This is a genomic window from Polyangium mundeleinium (genome assembly GCF_028369105.1).
GTDB classification, from domain to species: domain Bacteria; phylum Myxococcota_A; class Polyangia; order Polyangiales; family Polyangiaceae; genus Polyangium; species Polyangium mundeleinium.
In genome coordinates this window covers 8381928-8400895 of sequence record NZ_JAQNDO010000001.1, presented here as the reverse complement: position 1 = coordinate 8400895, position 18968 = coordinate 8381928, and the positions used below count along the sequence as shown (strand labels likewise).

The following is an 18968-nucleotide window of genomic DNA, read 5'->3' as shown; positions in this document are numbered from 1 at the left end:
CTCGTCGCGGTCACAGGAACACGTTGAAGTAGTCGAGGGCGTAGGCGCTCATGCCGCTCGGCCGGATGTCGCGGTAGCGGAGCGCGCCGTAGGAGAACTTTTCAACGCGCGCGCCGTAGACGCCGATCGTGACAGGCCCGCCCGGCAGGCCGCCTTCGGGGAAGGGGAAGCCCGAGAGATCGGGGACCTCGACGGTGTGCGAGCCCTTGGGCACGACGACGGTCCAGCGGATGAGGCCGCCGCCGCTCGCGATGTCGTAGACCGAGAGGTCGATCGCGGAGCCGCCTGCGCCGAATGTGGTCGCGAGGTGACGGCCGTCCCAGGCCGCGCCGCTCGCCGGCGTGTGCAGCGTCGGCACGCCGACGAACCCGTCCACGAGAAGGCCCTCGGCGGTGCTTGTCGAGAGCAGCCGGCCGACGACGGACATCGGCGCCGAGGCCTGTGGGCCTGTGACCGCGCGCGCGGTGGAGTGGTACGTCGCGCCAAACAGCGAGCCGTCGAGCGCAGGCAGGCCGATGAAGGGGATGGGCCCCGCGAGCGGCAAGAGCGGCGTCTTCACGCCCGCAGGCAGGATCGCGTAGCCGTCGTTGCCGAGCATCACGGAGACCGTGGCGCGCACGCGATCCGGCCCCTTCGGGCCCGGCGCGGGCGGCGTCACGTTCATCGTGAGGGCTTGATCGAGCGACCGATCCATCACGATGTAGACCTGGTCGGCGAACACGCCCGGCTGCACGCTCACGCCTTGCACCATGCCCATCGCGTACGCCGTGAACTTCGGCGGGACGGTGTTCGTGGTCTCGACGCCGGCGAGCGCGTAGAGAGCGCGGTTGCCTGCGCCGCTGCCGATCTGGAACTGGTAGCCGATCTCGCCGGGGGTATCGGGGAGGATGGCCGTCGAGGGATGCGGGAGCTGGAAAGACGCGGTCGGATCCTGCGTCGCGTGGAAGACGTACGCGGCCTGGCGTTCGCCCGGCGCGGGCCCGGGCACGTTGATCCAGGGGGATTTCTTGAACTCGACGTTGCCCGTCCAGACGAGCTCGCCGCGGATGCCGCCGCCCGCGCCGGGTTTGCCCCCGACCGGCGGAGGATCGCCGTCGGCCACGCAAGCGGGGCTGAGGACGGGATCGAGGTAGACGGTGACGGTGTCGACGGGGACGTCGACGAACGAGATGGGGCTGTGGCACTTGGCCGCGATGGTCACGGTGCGCGGGCCCGCGAGCGAGGGATCGTCGAAGAGGGTCACGCCCGTCGAATCGACCTGCTTCACGAGCGCAGACGGGAGATCGCTGCCCACGATCACGTGCGCGCCAGGGATCGGATCCCCCGTGAAGTTGTTGTAGACGAGCACCTTGAGCTTGCCCGCGAGTGGATCCCCGGAGAGGCCGCCCTTGAAGCCGTTCGTGCTGTCCTCGTAGGTGTACGCGTCGAGCACGGCGATCGGCTGGCCGTCGCCCGCGTCGACCGAGACAGGCTTCGCGCCGGGCGTGCCCTTGGGGACGGTGCACGTGATCGAGGTCGGTCCGTTGACGGTCTGCGTGGTGCAGGGTTTGCCGCCGATCTTGGCGACCGTGCCGGGCCCCCAGCTCGTGCCGTCGCCGACGATTTCGATGACCGTGCCACCGGCGACGGGCCCGCTCGACGGCGTCGCGTAGAGTGCGTCGTAGGCGTATCCGCCGGGGAGCGAGCGGCGCGTGGATTCGTCGTCGCCCTTCTGCACGGTGAGCGTGACCGGGCCGGCGGAGCCCTTGGGCGCGACGATCTGCAAGCGGGTCGGATCGATCGGCAGCATCGTGGACGCGTCGGCCTCGGCCTCGCCGAACCAGACGCGCGTGGCGGCCGCAAAGCCGTTGCCGCGAAGGAGCACGCGCTGGCCGCCGGTGAAGGGGCCGTGCGTGGGCTCGGCGCCGATCACGGCGTAGGGATCCGCGTTCGGGATGTCGGGCGCGGCGTCGATGGGCGGCAAGCCTCCATCGAAATTGATGAGCGGCTCTTCTTCGTCGCCGTCGGTCTGACGACGGATGCCCTCGGGCGCACCGGCGATACACGCGGAGGCGGTCAGCGCGAGGAGCAGGAAGCCACGGAGGACGAATTTTCTCGGGCCGGCTTGGGAGTCGCGCACATCACGAGTGTACGCGATGCAGGCAGGTACGGGCGAGGTTCGGCTGTGCTCAGGGATCCTTGCCGCCGACGAGGCCGAGGCTCGCTTGTTTTTCGGCGAGCGCCTTCACGTCCGGCTCGATGTCCTCGAAGGGCTCGTTGAAGTGGATGGCGACGGCGTACGGCCAGATGTCCGAGACCTCGACCTTGCGCCGCTCGTCCCGCACGACGCGGCCCTTCACCTCGCGGGCCTGGTTCGGATCCCCCGTGAGGTACAGCGAGAGCGTGACCTCGTCGCCGATTTTCACGCGCGCGCGGGTGAGCAGGAGGGCGCCCGAGACGCTCAGATCGCGGATGACGGCGGTGCGCTTGGTCCCGTTGCCCGTGTCGACGTGCGCGGGGAAGACGGCCGTGTGTCGCAACGCGGTGCGGCGGTCCGATGCTGGGCCCGATACAGGGCCTTCGGAAAGCGGTGCTTCTTCTTCACGATCTTGGTTGCTCATGGACGTAACCTCGGCGCGCGCTCGGGGAGCCATCTTCCCGCGGGAGCGCCGCTCGTGACAAGGCCGAACGCAGCAGGCGTTTCCGACGTCGTCTAGCTTCGCGCGACCTCTTCGCGATCGCCCCTACCAGCGAGGCGCGCGACCGTGTCGAGCAGCGTCCCGAGGTCGAAAGGCTTCTTGAGGAACGCCGCGCACCCGAGCTCCTGCGAGAGCCTTCGCCCCTCCGCCGCGCTCATCATCACGACCGGGATGCCCCCGAGCGACGGGTCTTCGCGCATGAGCCGCAGCATCTCGGCCCCGTCGACGACGGGCATCATCCGATCGAGCAGCACGAGGTCGGGTCGCGATTCAGCGATGCGCGTGAGCCCCTCGCGCCCGTTCGACGCCGTGATCACGCGGTAGCCCTCCGCGGTGAGGAGATCGCTCAGCACGTCGACGATGTCGAGTTCGTCGTCCACGACGAGGATCGTCTTCACGCGCTCCCCCGGAGGCGCCCTCGCGCGTTCGGCCGCTCCACCTCGATGCCATGGCTCGAAATCCGGAGCCTCCGCGAGGAGGGATCGTGCTTGCCGCCCGCGACCTTGCGCGTCGCGACGTACCTGCGCAGCCGCCGCCCTTTTTCTTCCTCCTCGAGGACGATGACGTTGTCGACGAACGCGGCCTGCGGCAGCGAGCTCGTGCTCGGCGCGCGCTCCCATGTGGAGATCGTCTCCGCCAGCAGCGTGGTCGCCCCGCGCCTCGCGAGCTCGGCCCATAACGCTGCATGGAAGCGATCGAGTCGCTCGACGTCCGTCACCATGTTGCGGAAGCCGCGGAGCTCGTCGATGAACACGCGCTTCTGCCCCTCCTCACTGGCCTCCTCGAGCAGGCGCCACGCAACCGCGTCCGCCGTACCTTCGGTGGGAGGGTACCATAGCATCGTCAGCTCGGAGCGATCGAGCGCGCCCTGGGCGTCGAGCCCGATTGCTCTTGCGGCCTGGACGATCCGCGCGGGCCCCTCGCCGAAACCCAGGTAAATCCCGCGCTCGCCGCGGCGGACGCCCTCGAGGAGGAAGCTCATCCCGAGCAGCGTCTTGCCCGTCCCGGGCGCTCCCACGAGCACCGTGGACGAACCGGCGAGCACGCCGCCGCCGAGCATCGTGTCGAGCCCCGGCACGCCGAAGCCGATCCGCCCTCGCGGGGGCGCCGAGGAGGGCGGCTGGAAGGGCCAAGCTTCGAGCCGCGGGTAGACGTGGATGCCCTTCTCGTCGATGTCGATCGCGTGCGCGCCGAGCGCATACTTCGTGGCCCGCATCTTCTCGACCACGAGCTCGCGCTCCGAGCGCGCGCCGATGCGGCGTTTGTCGAGCGTGATGAGCCCGTCCACCGTCGCCTGCTCGGGCCGCGGCATGTCCGAGGCGCGCTGCGTGGCGAGCAGGAGCATCGTGCAGCCGGTCAAGCTCGCCGAGGTCGAGAGCGTCAACAAGAACCGCTTGAACACGCTCGTCGTCGGGGCGAACTCCTCCGCCGTGCCGAGCCCGTCGAGCACGAGGAACATCGCGCCGTGCTCCCGGATCGTACGGCCGAGCAGCTCCAGCAAGCCGTCGAGGCCGCTCTGTTCGAGCACGCCGTACCCGCTCATGTAGACGATCCGGTGCGGCACGAAGGTCGGGTCGAAGAACTCGAACGCCGCGAGATGCGCGAGCATGCGGGCGTGCGCCTCCGCGAGCAGCGTGACGTACACGGCCGTCTGGCCCGTCGCGGCGCGGCGGAAGGTGATCTGGTTGGCGAGGATCGTCTTGCCGCTGCCGGGTGGGCCCACGACGAGGTGGACACTGCCGGCCAGGAAGCCTCCGCCGAGGACGGTGTCGAGACCCGTGATCCCCGTGGGAATCCGGTCGAGGCTGGGTCGCTCGGCGTCATCCTGTTTCATGGCGTGCCCCTGGGATGCCGATGGTCCGTCCGCCGTCGCGGTTTCTTCCGTACGGATAGCGCGTGAAGAAGCTCACCGCGAGGAACCGAACGAAAGGCCCGCTCCTTCCGTTGACAAGCCCCATGTCGCGGGGCAGGATGCGCGCCCCCGTTTGCCCCCGCATTTGCAACGGCAAACGGACTCCACACGCTCCCCCGGCACACGCCCCATGAGGTGGGACCTGCGGCCGGTGCCCCCAAGGATCTGTTGATCCCGGGGGGTTGTCCGCAGGATGGGGAGCGGAGGTCCAACCGAACCCGAGTAAGGAATTCGTGCCATGACTGACGTTTCGATGTCCACTGCCGAGTCCGCCGGCACCTTCGTGCCCCCCGGCCCCGGTGAGTTCCCGCTGCCCCTCCGCTCGCTGCTCGACGCGGGCGTGCACTTCGGCCACCAGACGAAGCGCTGGAACCCGAAGATGCGCCCGTTCATCTACGGCGCGCGCAACGGCATTCACATCGTCGATCTCGACCAGACGGTGCGCCTCTTCAAGCGCGCGTACGACTTCGTCGTCGACGCGGTCGGCCGCGGCGGCAGCATCCTGTTCGTCGGGACGAAGCGCCAGGCCCAGGACATCGTCCAGGAAGAGGCCCGCCGCTCCGGGATGTACTTCGTCACGAACCGCTGGCTCGGCGGCACGCTGACGAACTTCCGCACGATCAAGCAGGGCCTCGACCGCCTCCGCACGCTCGAGCGCATGAAGGAGGACGGGACGTACGAGCAGTTCGTCAAGAAGGAGGTCGCGCGCATGGAGAAAGAGCGCGATCGCCTGGAGAAGTACCTCGGCGGCCTGAAGGGCATGGGCGGGGTGCCGGCGGCGATTTTCGTGATCGACCCCCACCAGGAGTCGATCGCGGTGAACGAGGCGCGCAAGCTCGGCGTTCAGGTCATCGCGATCACGGACACGAACTGCGACCCGGACCTCATCGACTACGTGATCCCGGGCAACGACGACGCGATCCGGTCGATCCGGCTGATCACGGCGCGCATCGCCGACGCCGCGCTCGAAGGCTCGCAGCGCCGCAAGGACGTGGAGCGCGAGCAGGATCGCGAGCGCCCGCAGCAGGGTGGCCCGCAGCAGGGCGGCGGCCGTCGCGATGAGATCAACGTGTACCAGGGCGGCCGCGGCGGTCGTGGCGGCCGTGGCGGTCGCGGCGGCGGCGGCGATCAGCCCCAGCAGTGAGCACGCGCCCGGTCGGGCGAGCGTGACGGGAGGGCGCTCCCTTTCGAGCTCGAGGTTTCACGCCTCGCTCGGGGTGGCGCCCTTCCTGCCACCGTCGGCCCCCGGGGACCCCTGAGAGCATCCTGTCCACGTTCGGAGCTCCGCTCGGACGAGCCGAGCCGGCGCCCGAACCTCTGAAGATTTCCCCAACACGAACGATACATTTTCCGGAGGAATACGAGCCATGGCCGGCATCAATCCGCAGGCGATCAAGGAGCTCCGCGAGCGTACGCAGGCGGGCATGAGCGACTGCAAGAACGCCCTCGTCGAGGCCGAGGGCGACATGGAAAAGGCCGTCGAGATCATCCTGAAGAAGGGCCTCGCGAAGAGCGCCAAGCGGGCCGGCGCCGTCGCCAGCGAGGGCGAAGTTCGCGCGTCCATCTCGCAGGACAAGCGCGCCGCCACGGTCGTCGAGGTCAACATCCAGACGGACTTCTCCGCGCGCAGCGACGAGTTCAAGAACTTCGTGGGCGACGTGCTCGGCCTCGCCGAGGCCGCGCCCCTCGGCGCGGATCTCACGAACAGCGAGCTCCGCGGCAAGAAGGTGAGCGACGTGATCGTCGACCTCACCGCGCGCATCGGCGAGAAGGTGGCGATTCGCCGCTGGGATCGCGCCGAGGTCCCCGCCGGCAAGACGGGCCTGGCGCACGCGTACGTGCATCTCGGTGGCAAGATCGGCGTCGTGCTCGCGCTCGAGACCGAGAGCGACGCGGTCGCGCAGCACGCCGAGGTCGTGAAGTTCGCCGACGAGACGGCGATGCAGATCGCGGCGATGAACCCGGTCGCGCTCGTCCGCGCGGACATCAGCGACGACGCGAAGGCCAAGCAGAAGGAGATCTTCGAGGGGCAGCTCCGCGAGGACCCGAAGCCGAAGCCCGAGAGCGCGTGGCCCAAGATCATCGAGGGCAAGTTCAACAAGTGGTTCAGCGAGGTCACGCTGACCGAGCAGGAGTCGGTCGTGGTCCCTGGCCAGACGATCGACAAGCTCCGCGAGATCGCCGAGAAGGCCGCGGGCGGCAGCGTGAAGATCGTGCGCTTCGTCCGCTTCGAGCGCGGCGAGGGCATCGAGAAGCCGCAGGGCCCCGACTTCGCATCGGAAGTTGCGAAGATGGCCGGTGGCTGAGAGGGCGCTGCTCGGCGCCGTCTCCGTCGATCTCGACGGGATCTCGCACTACCACCACATCCACGGCCTCGCTCCGCTCGCGGACGAGGCCGTGGCCCGTCACGCCGTCTACGACGTCGCCCTCGCCCGCATGGCGGATTTCGCGCGGGCGCACGATCTTCCTCTCACCCTCTTTGCCATCGGCGCGGATCTCGCGAGGCCCGCGAGCGCGGCCAAGCTCGCGGATCTCGCGGCGCGCGGCCACGTCGTCGAGAACCACTCGTTTTCGCACCGATACGACCTCACGCGTGGCTCGTCCGAGGAGATCCTGCACGACATCGCGGCCGGGCAGGACGCGATCGCGCGCGCCACGGGCCGCCGCCCCGTAGGCTTCCGCGCGCCCGGGTACACCGTGACCGACGTCGTGCTCGACGCGCTCGAGGCGCTTGGTTTGCGCTTCGACTCGTCGGTCTTCCCGTGCCCCGCGTACTACGGCGCGAAGGCGCTCGTGATGGGCGCCATGCGGCTCGTCGGCCGCACGAGCGCCTCGGTGCTCGACACCCCGCGCGTGCTCGCCGCGCCGACGCGCCCGTATCGTCCGGGCAAACCCTTGTTCCGCCCGGGAAACCGCGCACTCGTCGAGCTCCCGATCCAGGTCACGCCCGGGCTTCGCCTGCCCTTCATCGGCACCACGCTCGCCCTCGCAGGGCCTCGGGTCGCGCGCCTGCTCGCCGCTTCGTGCGCGGGCGAGCCGCTCGTGAACCTCGAGCTCCACGGCATCGATTTCCTCGACGCGGACGACGGCCTCGCGCACCTCGTCCCGCACCAGCGCGAGCTCCGGATCCCGCTCGCCCGAAGGCTCGACGCACTCTCGGCGGCCCTCGACGTGCTCGCGAAACGTGGCACGCGGTTCGTCACGCTCGAAGAAGCTGCAAACGAAGTCGCTTAGCTCGAAGGGTGGTACCGCACGGCGGATCCGCCTTCCGTCGCTTGCTTCAAGCTCTCGACGCGCGAGATGCGCTCGGGCGCGATGCCGGAGGCCGCGATGAACTCGCGCGCGATCTCGCTCTCGCCGTAGGCGAGCTCGTCGGGCGTGCCCGAGGCGACGACCTGGCCCTGGATCACGAGGAACGCCTGGTGCGCGATGCGGAACGTGCTCGCCATGTCGTGGGAGATCACCACGCTCGTCACGCCGAACCGGTCGCGTGTCTCCTCGATGAGATCGTCGACCATGCGGCTCGTCTGCGGATCGAGGCCGCTCGTGGGCTCGTCGTAGATCAGGATCTTCGGCTCCAGCATGAGCGCGCGCGCGAGGCCCACGCGTTTCCTCTGTCCGCCCGAGAGCTCGCTCGGCATGCGTTTCTCTTTGTTCTCGAGCCCGAGCAGGTTCAGCATGCCGACGACCTTGTCGCGGAGGTCCTTCTCCGACATCTGCTTGCGGTGCTCCCGCAAGGGGAACGCGACGTTGTCGAAGATGTTCAGCGAGTCGAGCAGCGCGGCGTACTGAAACACCATGCCGAACTTCTGCCGCACGCGGTTCATCTGACGCTCGCCGAGCGGGCCGATGTCCTCGCCGTCGACCCAGATGTGCCCACTCGTGGGTTTTTCCAGGCCGATGAGGAGGCGCAGCAGCGTCGTCTTGCCGGCGCCCGAGCCGCCGATGATCACCGCCGTCTCCTTGCGGCGGAGGTGCATCGTCACGCCCTTCAGGACCTGCGTCGTCCCGAACGATTTTTTCACGTTGTCGACGAAGACGTGATCCTCCGGCGGGATCCGGGGTGCTTGGCTCGTGCCTCCGGCGGACATCGCGCGTCGAGGCTACCACGCGCTCTCATCCGAGGGGCCCTCGCGCTTGACGCGTGGGGCTTATGGCGGGAAATGTGCCGCATGACCGAGGACATGCTCCGTACCGTGCTCGACACCGTTGGCGTCTCGACCGACCCCGAGGGTTGGCTTCGCCTGCCAGAGGGTCAGCTCCTGACGCTGTACGCCGCGCACGACGGCGTCTCGCTGAACATCGCGAAGGTGGAGTCGCTGCGGATCGCCCACGGCGTCATCCGGGCGCGCTCGAACAAGGGCGAGTCGTTTTTCGTGGCGCGCGAGGATCTCTTCGCGGTGAGCCTCGACGGCGGCACGAAGGTCTCCGCGGGCCGCAAGGCGGGCTTCTTGGGTTGAACGCACGAAGCCGAGCGGCCGAGACGCTCGGCGCTCGCGCAGAAGGCGCGTCCGAGGCCGTCCCGCAGGGGTCACGGGGACCGCTGTGGATGTGGCTCGTGGCGCGCCTCGTGGCGGTCCTGCCGTACCGCGCGCTTCGCTTGTTCGGCGCGGCCCTGGGCGCGTTTGTCGGCGGGCTTCTGCGGGTGCGGCGACGCCATGTCGAGTCCGCGATGGCACGCGCGGGTGTGCCGGCGCCGAGGCGCGTGGCGGCGGCGATGTACGGCTCGCTTGGCGCGGGTCTGCTCGAGCTCCTCTGGACAGCAGGGAGGCCGGAGGCGCCGCTCGCATCGAAGCTCGTGGTATCGCCGCGCGCCGCGGCGTGTTTCGCGCGCGCGCTTGGGCGTGGTCGCGGGGTCGTGGTCGCGACGGCGCACACGGGCAACTGGGATCTCTCGGCGTGTGCGGCGGCGGCGTGGCTTCGGGAGCACGGCGGAGCGTCGGGGCGTGCGCCGGCCTTGCACGTCCTCACGAAGCGTTTGTCCTGGCGCGCGCTCGACCGCACCTGGCAACACCTGCGCGCCGAACGAGGTGTCCTGCTCGTCGACGCCCGCGGCGCCACGGCCCGCGTGCGGGACGCGCTCGCCCGCGGCGACGTCGTCGCGATGATGATCGATCAAGCCCCCGAGCGCGCCGCCGGCGTCGCGCAACTCTCGTTCCTCGGCGCGCCTGCGTGGTGTGATCTCGCGCCGGTGCTGATGGCGTCACGCGCGCGTGCGCCGATCGTCGTCGCCTTCGGCCGCCGCCGCGACGACGGCTTGCACGAGCTCGACGCCTTCGACCTGATCGAGCCCGAGGCGCTCGCCACGCGGACCGACGTGGTGCATGTCGCGGCGCGGATCACGGACGCGCTCGCATCGTTTGTCGAGACCTACCCGGCGCAGTGGTTGTGGTTGCACCGGCGGTGGAAGGTGTTTTCGAGGGAGAAGAAACGATCCTGAGCAGAGCGGTGGGCGGCAGCGTCAGAACGTGCCGATCGCGCCGAGGGCCGGGATCGTGTTGCCGCGGAGATCGTACGCGACAGTCGGGCCGAGGCCGTGGAGCTCGAAGCTGCTCGCGGCGGCTTGCTTCTTCGCTTCGAGCTGCTCGCGGTGGGGCGTCGTCGCGAGGTCCACGATGCCGAGCGTGAGCGGCGCGAGGAACGCGAACGTGAGGGGGACGAGGTGAGTCGTGTCGTCCCAATCGATCATCGTGCCCGCGGCGAACGAGCCGCCCCGGAGCGCGGTGTAGAGCAGCCCCTTGCCCCAGTCGCCCACGACGAAGCGCGGGACGCTCGGCGTGATCGTCAGGATCGCGCCCATCGCGTACAGCGCGGGCTTCGAAGGCCCGACGCTGCAGATCTCCGTGGCGCCGCAGGCCGCGCTCGCGCCGAGGGAGATGAGGTACGCGGCGCCGGTCGTGGCCGTGCCGAGGCCGAAGATGATGCTCGACGCGATAAGCGCGCCGCGGCGCCCCGGATCCGGGGCGTATCGAGGCTTTAGCTTGCGCGGCGCGGTCGGGGGCGGCGGGGGCGGGTAGGCGTAGGCGGGCGGAGGCGCGGAGGGGTAGGGGTAGGGCAACGCGTGGGGGAGGGGGCACGCGCCGTGCGGGGCCTGGGATTGAGCGGCGCGCGGATCGACGTCGACGCGGCCGCATTCGTAGGCGTGGACCGCGCCGGCGCTCGTCTGCGCGTGGACGTCGACGCCCTCCTCGGGTGTGCGGGTGACGGTCGTGCGGCCGTCGGGGTGCTGGACGATGTGGGGCGAGAGGGGCGCTCCGGGCGGAAGCGGCTCGAGTGGCGGAGGGGGCGCCTGGGCCGAGGCCGCCCCGGCGGTGAGGAACCAGGCGAGCGCCGCGGCCGAGCAGAGCATCGTCTTACGCATGGCGAGGGCGAAAGGGAGCAAGTTCCAAGCCATACGTGCTTTCCGGGTTCGAAGCGAGGGACCTCGGGCGGCCGAGCGCCTCGGGGGTCGGGGTGTATCTCGCCGGGCGAGCGGGGGCGTGGACCCCGGTTCACGGTGGCGGGGAGCGGATGTGTGAATGTTTGGCCTGGATGGCTGAGCCTTGGTGATAAATTGGCGGCGCGATGGAAGCGGGAAGCCAGTCGACCGATGACACGCTCTGCGTGCGCCCCGAGGACGGCGCGCGACGGAGGGCGCATGCGTCGTGCGAGCTTCTCGAGAGCGAACCACGATCTTCATGACGCGCGTGAAGGGCTCATCCGTGTCTGGACCTGACTCGGGCGATCGCGCCGTCGACGTCGCGCTGAAGCTCGCCGAAGAGCTCTTCGGCTTCGGCTCGAGCGGCGCGACGCCAGGCTGGGTGCGCGATCGCGTGCGTCGTTACCTCGAACATCAGTCGTACAGGAGCGGCCTGTCGATGAACGCGGTCGCGCGGGAGCTCCTCAAGGACAAGGCCGCGGTCGAGCAGATCGTGACCTCGCTCCGCGTGGGCGAGACGCGCTTCTACCGCGACGGCGCGCAGTGGGAGGCGATCGAGCGCCAGCTCGAAAGGCTCTTCCCCGCGGACGTGGAGCTCGCGGTGCTCTCGGCCGGCTGCAGCACGGGCGAAGAGGCGTACACGATGGGCATGTTGCTCACGGCGGCGCGGCGGCGCTTCCGCGTGCTCGGCGTGGATCGTTCGGCCGAGGCGATCGCGGTCGCGCGCGAGGCGACGTACGGGCGCGAGGCGGCGCGCGACATCCCGCCCGCGTGGGTCGAGCGCTTCTGCGACGAACAGAACGGCCGCCTGCGCGTCGGCCTCCTCGTTCGCAACGCGGTCGAGTTCGAGGAGTGCGACCTCGTCAAGCGTGTGCCGCAGGGTCCGTTCCACATCATCCTGTTCAAGAACGTGCTGCTCTACCTGACGACGCAGGCCGGCGAGCAGGTCGCCACGCGGCTCGCGAACGAGCTCGAAGACGGGGGACTTCTGTTCTCGGCCGCGAGTGAGGTTCTGCGCCTGCGCAGCATGGGCCTCGAACCGTTCCGGCTCGCGCAGACCGTCACCGCGCTCCGCCCCCCGAAGCGACGACCATGACCGCCGAGGTGAAGGATCCGACGGGCGTGCTCGTGGATCTTCGCCGCGAATGGTCCGCGCGTCGCGCCGAGCTCGAAGCGCTCGTGCCTTCGGGCAGTTGTCCTGCGCCGCTCGATGGCTGCGGGCTCGTGCTCGGGCGCAGGCACGCGCGCCTCTGCGACGAACTGCTCACGCGGCTCTTCGAGATCCTGCGGACCGAGGCGCGCGAGGGGCGCTTGCGTTTGCCCGGCGGCGAGGCCGCGCCGAAGGAGATCGAAGGCGCGTTCGAAGAGGTCGCGCTCGGCGGCGTCGGCGGATACGGGCGCGGCGCGCTCGCGCTCGGCAGCGACCTCGACGTGCGGCTCCTCGCGCGTGACCTCGGCGCAGCCGCGTCCGTGGCGGAGGCGCTGCTCTACCCGCTCTGGGACATGGGCGTGACGATCGGCCATCAGGTCGGCAAGGTCGAGGCGCTCGTGGAGGCAGCTCGCACGGACCTGCCCACGGCGACGAGCTTGCTCGACTACCGGCACATCACGGGGAGCCGCGCGCTCTCGGACGAGCTGAAGACGCGGTGCGACGCCGGCCTCTTCGCGCACACGGAGCTGCCTCGGTTCCTCGCGCAGCTCGAGGACGAGGTGCGCGAGCGGCACGCGCGGTTCGGCGGGTCGGTGTATCTGCTCGAACCCGACGTGAAGAACGGCGCGGGGGGCCTCCGGGATCTCGACATCGCGTGCTGGGCGGGAAAGGCGCGCTTCGGCGTGCACGAGCTCGATGATCTCGTGCGCGTCGGAGCGCTCTTGCCGCGCGAGTCGGCGGAGATCGCCGCCGCGCGCGAGCTGCTCTTCCGCATCCGGAATCTGCTCCACGCGCACGCGGGGCGGCGCAGCGACAGGCTCACGTTCGACGAGCAGGAGTCGATCGCGTCGCTGCTCGGCTACGGCGAGGGCGGCGAGGCCGTCGAGAAGATGATGAGCGCGTACTACCGCAGCGCGCGCATCATCTCGAGCGCGCGGGAGACCATGCTCGCGCGCGCCGCGCCGCTGCTCGGCAAGAAGAAGCCGCGCGAGGAGGACCTCGGCGGCGGCGTGCGCATGTTCGACGGCTGCGTGACGATGAGCGAGCTCGAGCTCGTCACGAAGGATCCCGCGCTCGCGCTGCGCATGCTCGCGGCGGCCGTCGAGCGCCGCGCGCCGCTCCTGCCGTGGGCCCGTGACGCCATCGCGCGCGCCGCCGCGGACCCTTCCTGGACCGAGAGCCTGCGCGAGAGCCCCGAGGCCGCGCGCCTCTTCTGCGCGCTCGTCTCGACCACCGAGGAGACCCGCTTGAAGCGCGGATCTCCACTCGCGGAAATGCACGACCTCGGGCTCTTGCTCGCGATGATCCCCGAGTTTCTGCCCGTCGTCGGGCGCGTGCACCACGACGTCTACCACGTGTACACGGTCGACGTGCACTCGGTGGCCGCCGTCGACAGGCTCGCGGCGCTCGTGCGTGGAGAGCTCACGGCCGAGCACCCGCTCGCGTGCCGCCTCGCCGCCGAGGCGACGCGCAAGACGATGCTCTTCTTCGCGACGCTCCTGCACGACGTGGGCAAGGCAATCGGCGGCAGGGATCACAGCGAGCGCGGCGCCGTCATGGCCGACGGCATCTTGAAGCGCCTCGGTTTTCCGGCCGAAGACGTCGCGGCAGCGTGCCACCTCGTGCGCCAGCACCTCGTCATGTACCACGTGGCGACCCGCAGGGACCTCGACGATCCTGCGACGATCGAGGAATTTTTGCGCGTGATCCCCGACAGGGACTCGCTCTCCGAGCTCTACCTGCTCACCGTCGCCGACCTCTCCACGACGAGCCCGACGTCGATGACCTCGTGGAAGGCGCGCATGCTCGACGAGCTTTACCTCGCCGCCGATCGCGCGCTCGCAGGCAACCCCGGCGAGGACGAGCGCTCCGCCCGCGCGCAGTCGGCCGTGCTCGAAGCCGCGCTCGCGCTCCCCGCGTCGTCGGACGAGGAGCGGGCCGCGCGGCAGGTGTTCGTCCCGACGTACCTCGCGTCGATGCCCGAGCGGTACTTGCTGTCGAACGCGCCCGCGGCGATCGCCTCGCACGCCGAGCTCGCGCGCAAGCATGAGGGCCGGACGGTCAGCGTCGCGCTCGTCCCTTCCCGGCACCCGCAGGCCGCCGAGATCTGCGTCATCGCCGCGGATCGACCGGGCCTGCTCGCATCGATCACGGCGGCGCTCGCGGCCTCGCGCCTCGAAGTGCACGCCGCGCAGATCCACTCGCGGCATCTGCCGGGCGGCGCCGTCGAGGCCGTCGACCTTTTCTGGGTGCGCGATCGCGCCGAGGGGGTCGAGGGCGTGGCGCGCGCGTTGCCGGTCCTCGTGCGGGACCTCGACGCCGTGCTCGAAGGCCGCACGACCACGGCCGAGCTCGCGAGCAAGCGCGGCAAGAGCACGCTGCCGGGCCGGGCGACGCCGCGCGTGCGCACGCAGGTCTCCATCGACGATCGCGCCTCGCCGCGGCACACGGTCATCGAGGTGATGACCCGGGATCGACCGGGCCTCTTGCACGCCATCTCCGACGCGCTTTATCGCCTCGGCCTCAGCATCGTCGTCGCCAAGATCAACACCGAGGGCATGCGCGCGGCCGACGTGTTCTACGTCAGCGAGGCGGACGGCGGTAAAGTAGCGCCAGGCAAGCGTGCTGCCGAGGTGCGGCAACGAATCGAGTCGGTGCTCGAATCGCTCGAGCAAGAAGGAAACAGCGGGCCATGGTCTTCTCCTCCTCCTCCTCGCGCAGAGCGATGAGAGCCTTCCTCCTCCCTTGCGCCACGGCGCTCCTTCTCACGGCGTGTGGCAGCACGCCGCCTCCGAAGGATCCCGAGCTCGTCGCCGATCCGCCGCTCGGCGGGAACGAAGGCATCAACGAGGGCGCCGCGCAGACCGACTTCCAGCGCGCCGTCGCCTACATCGACAAGGAGCAGTACGCGGCTGGCAAGGTCCACCTCGAACGCGCGCTCAAGGCGTCGCCGGACAACGCCGAGGCGCACGCGTACATGGGCCTCGTGCTCGAAAAAGAGAACGACCTCGCCGGCGCCGAGGCGTCCTACCTCGCCGCGCTGAAGCTCAAGCCGGGGCTCGCCGGGGCCGCGCAGAACCTCGCGGCGATCTACCTCTCGACGAGCCCGCCGCGCACCGACGATGCCATCAAGCACCTCCGCGCGGCGCTCGAAAAGACGCCCGGCGATGTCGGCATGTTGCGCAACCTCGGCTACGCGCTCGGCCTGAAGGGCGACGTCGAGGGCGCGTCGAAGGCCTACGACACGGCGATCGCGAAGGGCGACACCGTCGAGGTGCGCTTCGAGTACGCCGCGATGCTCGCCGAGGCGAAGCAACACGAGAAGGCCGTTCCGCACCTGAAGAAGGTCCTCGAAGGCACGAAGGACGACCCCGCGATGCTCGTCACGGTCGGCCGCATGCTCGGCTACGGCAAGGCGTTCGGCGATTGCGTGGCCGCGTTCGACCGAGCGATCAAGCTCAAGGCGACCGACCCCGAGTGGTTCGTCCGCCGCGGCACCTGCAAGCACGAGCTCGGCGACGAGGCCGGCGCGCTCGCGGACTACCAGGAGTCCGTGAAGGTGAAGCCCGACTACGCCGCGGGCTACTACTACATGGGCCTCGCGCAGCTCGCGCTCCAGAAGCCGCAGAGCGCAGAGTTCTCCATGGGCAAGGCCGTGGAGCTCGGAAAGGACGCGCCGATCGGCAAGGCCGCGAAGGACAAACTCCGCGAGATCAAGGCGATCAACAAGCGCTGATCACGCCTTCGGCGCGCGCCTCTGCTGCACGAACGCGGCGAGCGAGACGAGCGCGCCGAGCGCGAGGGCCCCGACGAGGAGCTCCGTCGGGATGTCGAGCTCCTTGCCCACGACCGCGATCACGTAGATACGCGGCGCCCGCCCGAGTCCCACGGCCACGGCGTACCGCAACGCCGGGTACCCCGTGAGCGGCATCAAGATGCGCACGATGATGAACGGCAGCGGCAGCGCCGCGAACGCCGCCGTCGTCAGGAACGGCGCGACCTTCACCCAGCCTTCTGCGCGCTGGAAAAGCGCCTTCTTCCGGATCTCCGCGAGCGCCTTGATCTGGAAGGTCGTGCGCACGAGCCGGTGATCCACGAATGCCGCGGCCGTCGCCGCCACGGCCGCGACGAGCGAAAGGGCCCACGGCGGCGCTGCCTTCGCGGCCAGGAGCGTCGCCGGCGTCAGCGGTTGCGGCACGAAGCCCGCGAGCACCATCAGCCCGAAGAACATCGCGAGCGCGGGCACGACGTTCGGCACCTGGGCATCGTGCGGCGAGCGGGCGGGCATCGCAAGCGCCCGCCCGTCGCATCCGGTTCATGCGCCGAGCAGCGAAAGGATCCGATCGAGCTCGTCGAGCGAGCCGTACGCGACCGCGATCTCGCCGCGGCCGTCCTTATCGCGCACCTCGACCTTCGCGCCGAGCTTGCGCATGAGCCGGGCTTCCAGATCCTTTACGCCCGGCGACTTCGGCGTGGGCCCGTCGGCCTTGGAGCCTTTGCCTCCGCCGCCCTCCTTCGGGCCGCGCGAGGTGCGCACGAGCTCTTCGACCTTTCGCACCGGCAGCCGACCACGCACCGCCTTGTCGGCGATCTCTTCCATCGCCTTGTCGTCGGGCGCGCCGAGAAGCGCGCGCGCGTGGCCCTCGGTGAGGTCGCCGCCGATCACCATCGACCGCACGCGCGCGGGCAGCTTCAAGAGCCGCAGGCTGTTCGTCACCGTCGTGCGGTTCTTGCCCACGCGCTCCGCGAGCGACTCCTGCGTGTAGCTGTGCTCCCGGAGCAGCCTGTCGAAGGCCTCGGCGAGTTCGATCGGGTTCAGGTCCTCGCGCTGCACGTTCTCCACGAGCGCGAGCTCGAACGCCTCCTTCGGCGAGACGTCCTTCACCACGACGAGCACGTCCTTCAGGCCCGCGCGTTGCGCCGCGCGCCACCTTCGCTCGCCCGCGATGATCTCGTACTTGTCGGCGCCCGCCTGCGCGCGCCGCACGACGATCGGCTCCAGGATCCCGTGCTCCCGGATCGACGCGGCGAGCTCCTCGAGCGCCTCGTCGTCGAAGTGCTGCCGCGGCTGACCGGGCTGCGGGCCGATGCGCTCGATCGGGCACGTGAACACGCTCTTGTCGCCGTACGACGCACCGGATGGCGACGGGGGCGCGGCGGCGGGCAGGAGCGCGTCGAGCCCGCGGCCGAGGGCGCGGCGCGGCGCGTTCTTCGGATCCGAGCTCATGGCCTCGGCCTCGCGGCTTTGCCTTTCGGCCGGTTCACCTCGAGGATCTCGCGCGCCAGGCTCAGATAGCCCTGCGCGCCCTTCGACGAGGCGTCGTAGAGCAGCACCGGTTTTCCGTGCGACGGCGCCTCGGAGAGCTTCACGTTGCGCGGGATGATCGAGTCGAAGACCTTGAAGTGACCCTTCACCTCGTCGGCGACCTGGTGCGTCAGCGAGGTCCGCCCGTCGTACATCGTGAGCACGATCCCCTCGACACCGAGGTCCGGGTTGAAGGCCGCCTTCACGCGGTCGATCGTCGCCATCAGGTACGTGAGCCCCTCCAGCGCGTAGTACTCGCACTGCAGCGGCACGAGCACCCGGTCCGCGGCCACGAGCGCGTTCAGCGTGAGCAGGCCCAGGCTCGGCGGGCAGTCGAGGATCACGTACTCGTAGCCCGCGACGTGGGGTCGCAGCGCGTCGCGGAGCTTCGTCGCGCGGTCGGGCGCGTCGACGAGCTCGATTTCTGCGGCCACGAGGTCCTGCGTCGCCGGCACCACGTCGAGCCGCGGCACCGACGTCGAGATCACCGTCTCGCGCAGCGTCGAGCGGCCGATGAGCACGTCGTAGAGCGAGCGCTCGATGTTGGGCCGGCGCACGCCGACCCCGCTCGAAGCGTTGCCCTGCGGATCGCAGTCCACGAGCAGCGTCCGCTTCTCGGCTGCGGCGAGGCTCGCGGCCAGGTTCACCGAGGTCGTCGTTTTGCCGACGCCGCCCTTCTGGTTGGCGACGGCATAGATGAGGGGCGAAGGGGCCATGAAATGTGCCGGGAACGCCGTGCCTGAAGGCGCGGTGGAGGGTCGTCCGTCCCGGGGGACGATCCCGTGGGTAGCGGCTGCTTACACGACCCTCGCCCCCCCGTCGAGGGCACGTCGATCACGTTTTTTTGGCCCTTGACTCACCAGTCTCTACAGTGGCGCACATGTCGCTCGCTGTGGGTGCATGTAGGACAACGTCATCGACGTCCACGACGTCGCGCCGCTCCGGGGGCCGAAGGGGCGCTGGGGCGCGCGGGCTTCGGCTCGCGAGCGCCCTCGCCACCCACCACGAGTCGACCGCGTGCGACCGCGTGCTCGCGCGGGCCTTCTGGGCCGCGCCGAGCCTCACCGCGTCTGCCCGCGTCCTCCCGCTTTTCCCGAACCACGACCGCCGATCGACCTGAGCGCTGATTTCGCGCGCGGGCTGCCGAACCTGCGCGCTGCCGAGGAGAGAGCCATGCCGCTGCCGAAGAGCTTCCAGAACTTCGCCGAGTTCGAGCGTGAGATCATCCGCGCGGGCACCCGCGTCAACCTGAGCCTCGAGGACATCGTCGAGGACACCTCCTTCGAGGAGGAGATCGAAGTCGACCAGGACGACGATCCCTTCGCTTCGATGCGCGACTTCTGAGGCAGGGGGCCCGCCGCGGGCGGGCCTCCGTCCCCCGATGCGTCCGCGGGGGTTCGGGGCACAGGACACCAAAGGTGATCCGACGCCTCGAGCCTCCCCCCGATGCCTTGCGGCATCGGACGCATCGGGGGGCCGAGCCCTACGTCTCGCCAGACCTCCTG

General features: G+C 70.0%; 18 protein-coding genes. 9 read left to right on the top strand and 9 right to left on the bottom strand.

The genetic code is table 11. The annotated features are described in order from the left end of the window. Window positions 1-10: 10 nt before the first annotated feature. From POL67_RS33380 to POL67_RS33365, 4 genes are all read right to left on the bottom strand, one after another. Window positions 11-2119, bottom strand: a complete 2109-nt coding sequence (locus POL67_RS33380; protein ID WP_271924610.1) for an IPT/TIG domain-containing protein — start codon at window positions 2117-2119, stop codon at window positions 11-13. Between the two features lie 49 nt (window positions 2120-2168). Beyond that, window positions 2169-2600: a PilZ domain-containing protein gene (locus POL67_RS33375; protein ID WP_271924608.1), complete on the bottom strand. Its 432-nt coding sequence runs from the start codon at window positions 2598-2600 to the stop codon at window positions 2169-2171. A 92-nt stretch (window positions 2601-2692) separates the two neighbouring features. Then, on the bottom strand, window positions 2693-3076 hold the full coding sequence (locus tag POL67_RS33370) for a response regulator (protein ID WP_271924606.1): 384 nt from the start codon (window positions 3074-3076) through the stop codon (window positions 2693-2695). Next, complete coding sequence (locus POL67_RS33365; protein ID WP_271924604.1) at window positions 3073-4512, bottom strand: DUF7125 family protein; 1440 nt, start codon at window positions 4510-4512, stop codon at window positions 3073-3075. Before POL67_RS33365 ends, POL67_RS33370 begins: the two co-directional genes overlap by 4 nt. A 316-nt stretch (window positions 4513-4828) precedes the next feature. Between POL67_RS33365 and rpsB the strand changes: the two genes are divergently transcribed. From rpsB to POL67_RS33350, 3 genes are all read left to right on the top strand, one after another. Next, entirely contained in the window at window positions 4829-5734 is a 906-nt protein-coding gene (rpsB, locus tag POL67_RS33360) for a 30S ribosomal protein S2 (protein WP_136927892.1), read from the top strand. A 223-nt stretch (window positions 5735-5957) separates the two neighbouring features. Further along, window positions 5958-6896, top strand: coding sequence for a translation elongation factor Ts (tsf, locus tag POL67_RS33355; RefSeq protein WP_271924602.1), 939 nt, complete (start codon window positions 5958-5960; stop codon window positions 6894-6896). Further along, window positions 6889-7824 (top strand): polysaccharide deacetylase family protein, encoded by a 936-nt coding sequence (locus POL67_RS33350; RefSeq protein ID WP_271924600.1) that lies wholly within the window; start codon window positions 6889-6891, stop codon window positions 7822-7824. Before tsf ends, POL67_RS33350 begins: the two co-directional genes overlap by 8 nt. On the opposite strand, the gene POL67_RS33345 is transcribed toward POL67_RS33350, so the two are convergent. Further along, window positions 7821-8681: an ABC transporter ATP-binding protein gene (locus tag POL67_RS33345; protein ID WP_271924598.1), complete on the bottom strand. Its 861-nt coding sequence runs from the start codon at window positions 8679-8681 to the stop codon at window positions 7821-7823. The genes POL67_RS33350 and POL67_RS33345 overlap by 4 nt on opposite strands. An 81-nt stretch (window positions 8682-8762) precedes the next feature. On the opposite strand from POL67_RS33345, the gene POL67_RS33340 reads away from it, so the two are divergent. Both POL67_RS33340 and POL67_RS33335 read left to right on the top strand, forming a co-directional pair. After that, the gene (locus POL67_RS33340; RefSeq protein ID WP_271924596.1) at window positions 8763-9050 is read left to right on the top strand and encodes a hypothetical protein; all 288 of its coding nucleotides are present in this window, start codon (window positions 8763-8765) and stop codon (window positions 9048-9050) included. A 98-nt stretch (window positions 9051-9148) separates the two neighbouring features. Continuing rightward, a complete protein-coding gene (locus POL67_RS33335; RefSeq protein WP_271924594.1) occupies window positions 9149-10030 on the top strand; it encodes a lysophospholipid acyltransferase family protein in 882 nt (293 codons plus the stop codon). Window positions 10031-10051: 21 nt separating this feature from the next. Here the strand turns inward: POL67_RS33335 and POL67_RS33330 are convergent, their stop codons facing one another. Then, the gene (locus POL67_RS33330) at window positions 10052-10951 is read right to left on the bottom strand and encodes a hypothetical protein (protein ID WP_271924592.1); all 900 of its coding nucleotides are present in this window, start codon (window positions 10949-10951) and stop codon (window positions 10052-10054) included. A 340-nt stretch (window positions 10952-11291) separates the two neighbouring features. Between POL67_RS33330 and POL67_RS33325 the strand changes: the two genes are divergently transcribed. Genes POL67_RS33325 through POL67_RS33315 form a run of 3 tightly spaced genes read left to right on the top strand, consistent with a single transcriptional unit; the run spans window position 11292 to window position 15894 of the window. Then, a complete protein-coding gene (locus tag POL67_RS33325) occupies window positions 11292-12104 on the top strand; it encodes a CheR family methyltransferase (protein WP_271924590.1) in 813 nt (270 codons plus the stop codon). After that, the gene (gene glnD / locus POL67_RS33320) at window positions 12101-14887 is read left to right on the top strand and encodes a [protein-PII] uridylyltransferase (RefSeq protein ID WP_271924588.1); all 2787 of its coding nucleotides are present in this window, start codon (window positions 12101-12103) and stop codon (window positions 14885-14887) included. The genes POL67_RS33325 and glnD overlap by 4 nt, the downstream gene beginning before the upstream one ends. After that, window positions 14884-15894: a tetratricopeptide repeat protein gene (locus POL67_RS33315; protein WP_271924586.1), complete on the top strand. Its 1011-nt coding sequence runs from the start codon at window positions 14884-14886 to the stop codon at window positions 15892-15894. The genes glnD and POL67_RS33315 overlap by 4 nt, the downstream gene beginning before the upstream one ends. Here the strand turns inward: POL67_RS33315 and POL67_RS33310 are convergent, their stop codons facing one another. From POL67_RS33310 to POL67_RS33300, 3 genes are read right to left on the bottom strand one after another with little or no spacing between them, the layout of a single operon-like run. Beyond that, window positions 15895-16446 carry a VTT domain-containing protein gene (locus tag POL67_RS33310; protein ID WP_271924584.1) on the bottom strand — a complete coding sequence of 184 codons (552 nt, stop codon included), beginning with the start codon at window positions 16444-16446 and terminating at the stop codon, window positions 15895-15897. Window positions 16447-16473: 27 nt separating this feature from the next. Next, window positions 16474-17385: a ParB/RepB/Spo0J family partition protein gene (locus POL67_RS33305; protein WP_271924582.1), complete on the bottom strand. Its 912-nt coding sequence runs from the start codon at window positions 17383-17385 to the stop codon at window positions 16474-16476. Beyond that, window positions 17382-18179 (bottom strand): ParA family protein, encoded by a 798-nt coding sequence (locus POL67_RS33300; RefSeq protein ID WP_271924580.1) that lies wholly within the window; start codon window positions 18177-18179, stop codon window positions 17382-17384. The genes POL67_RS33305 and POL67_RS33300 overlap by 4 nt, the downstream gene beginning before the upstream one ends. 457 nt (window positions 18180-18636) lie before the next feature. Here POL67_RS33300 and POL67_RS33295 point away from each other — a divergent pair, with 457 nt between their 5' ends. After that, window positions 18637-18807 (top strand): transcriptional regulator, encoded by a 171-nt coding sequence (locus POL67_RS33295; RefSeq protein WP_271924578.1) that lies wholly within the window; start codon window positions 18637-18639, stop codon window positions 18805-18807. The last annotated feature ends 161 nt before the right edge of the window (window positions 18808-18968 follow it).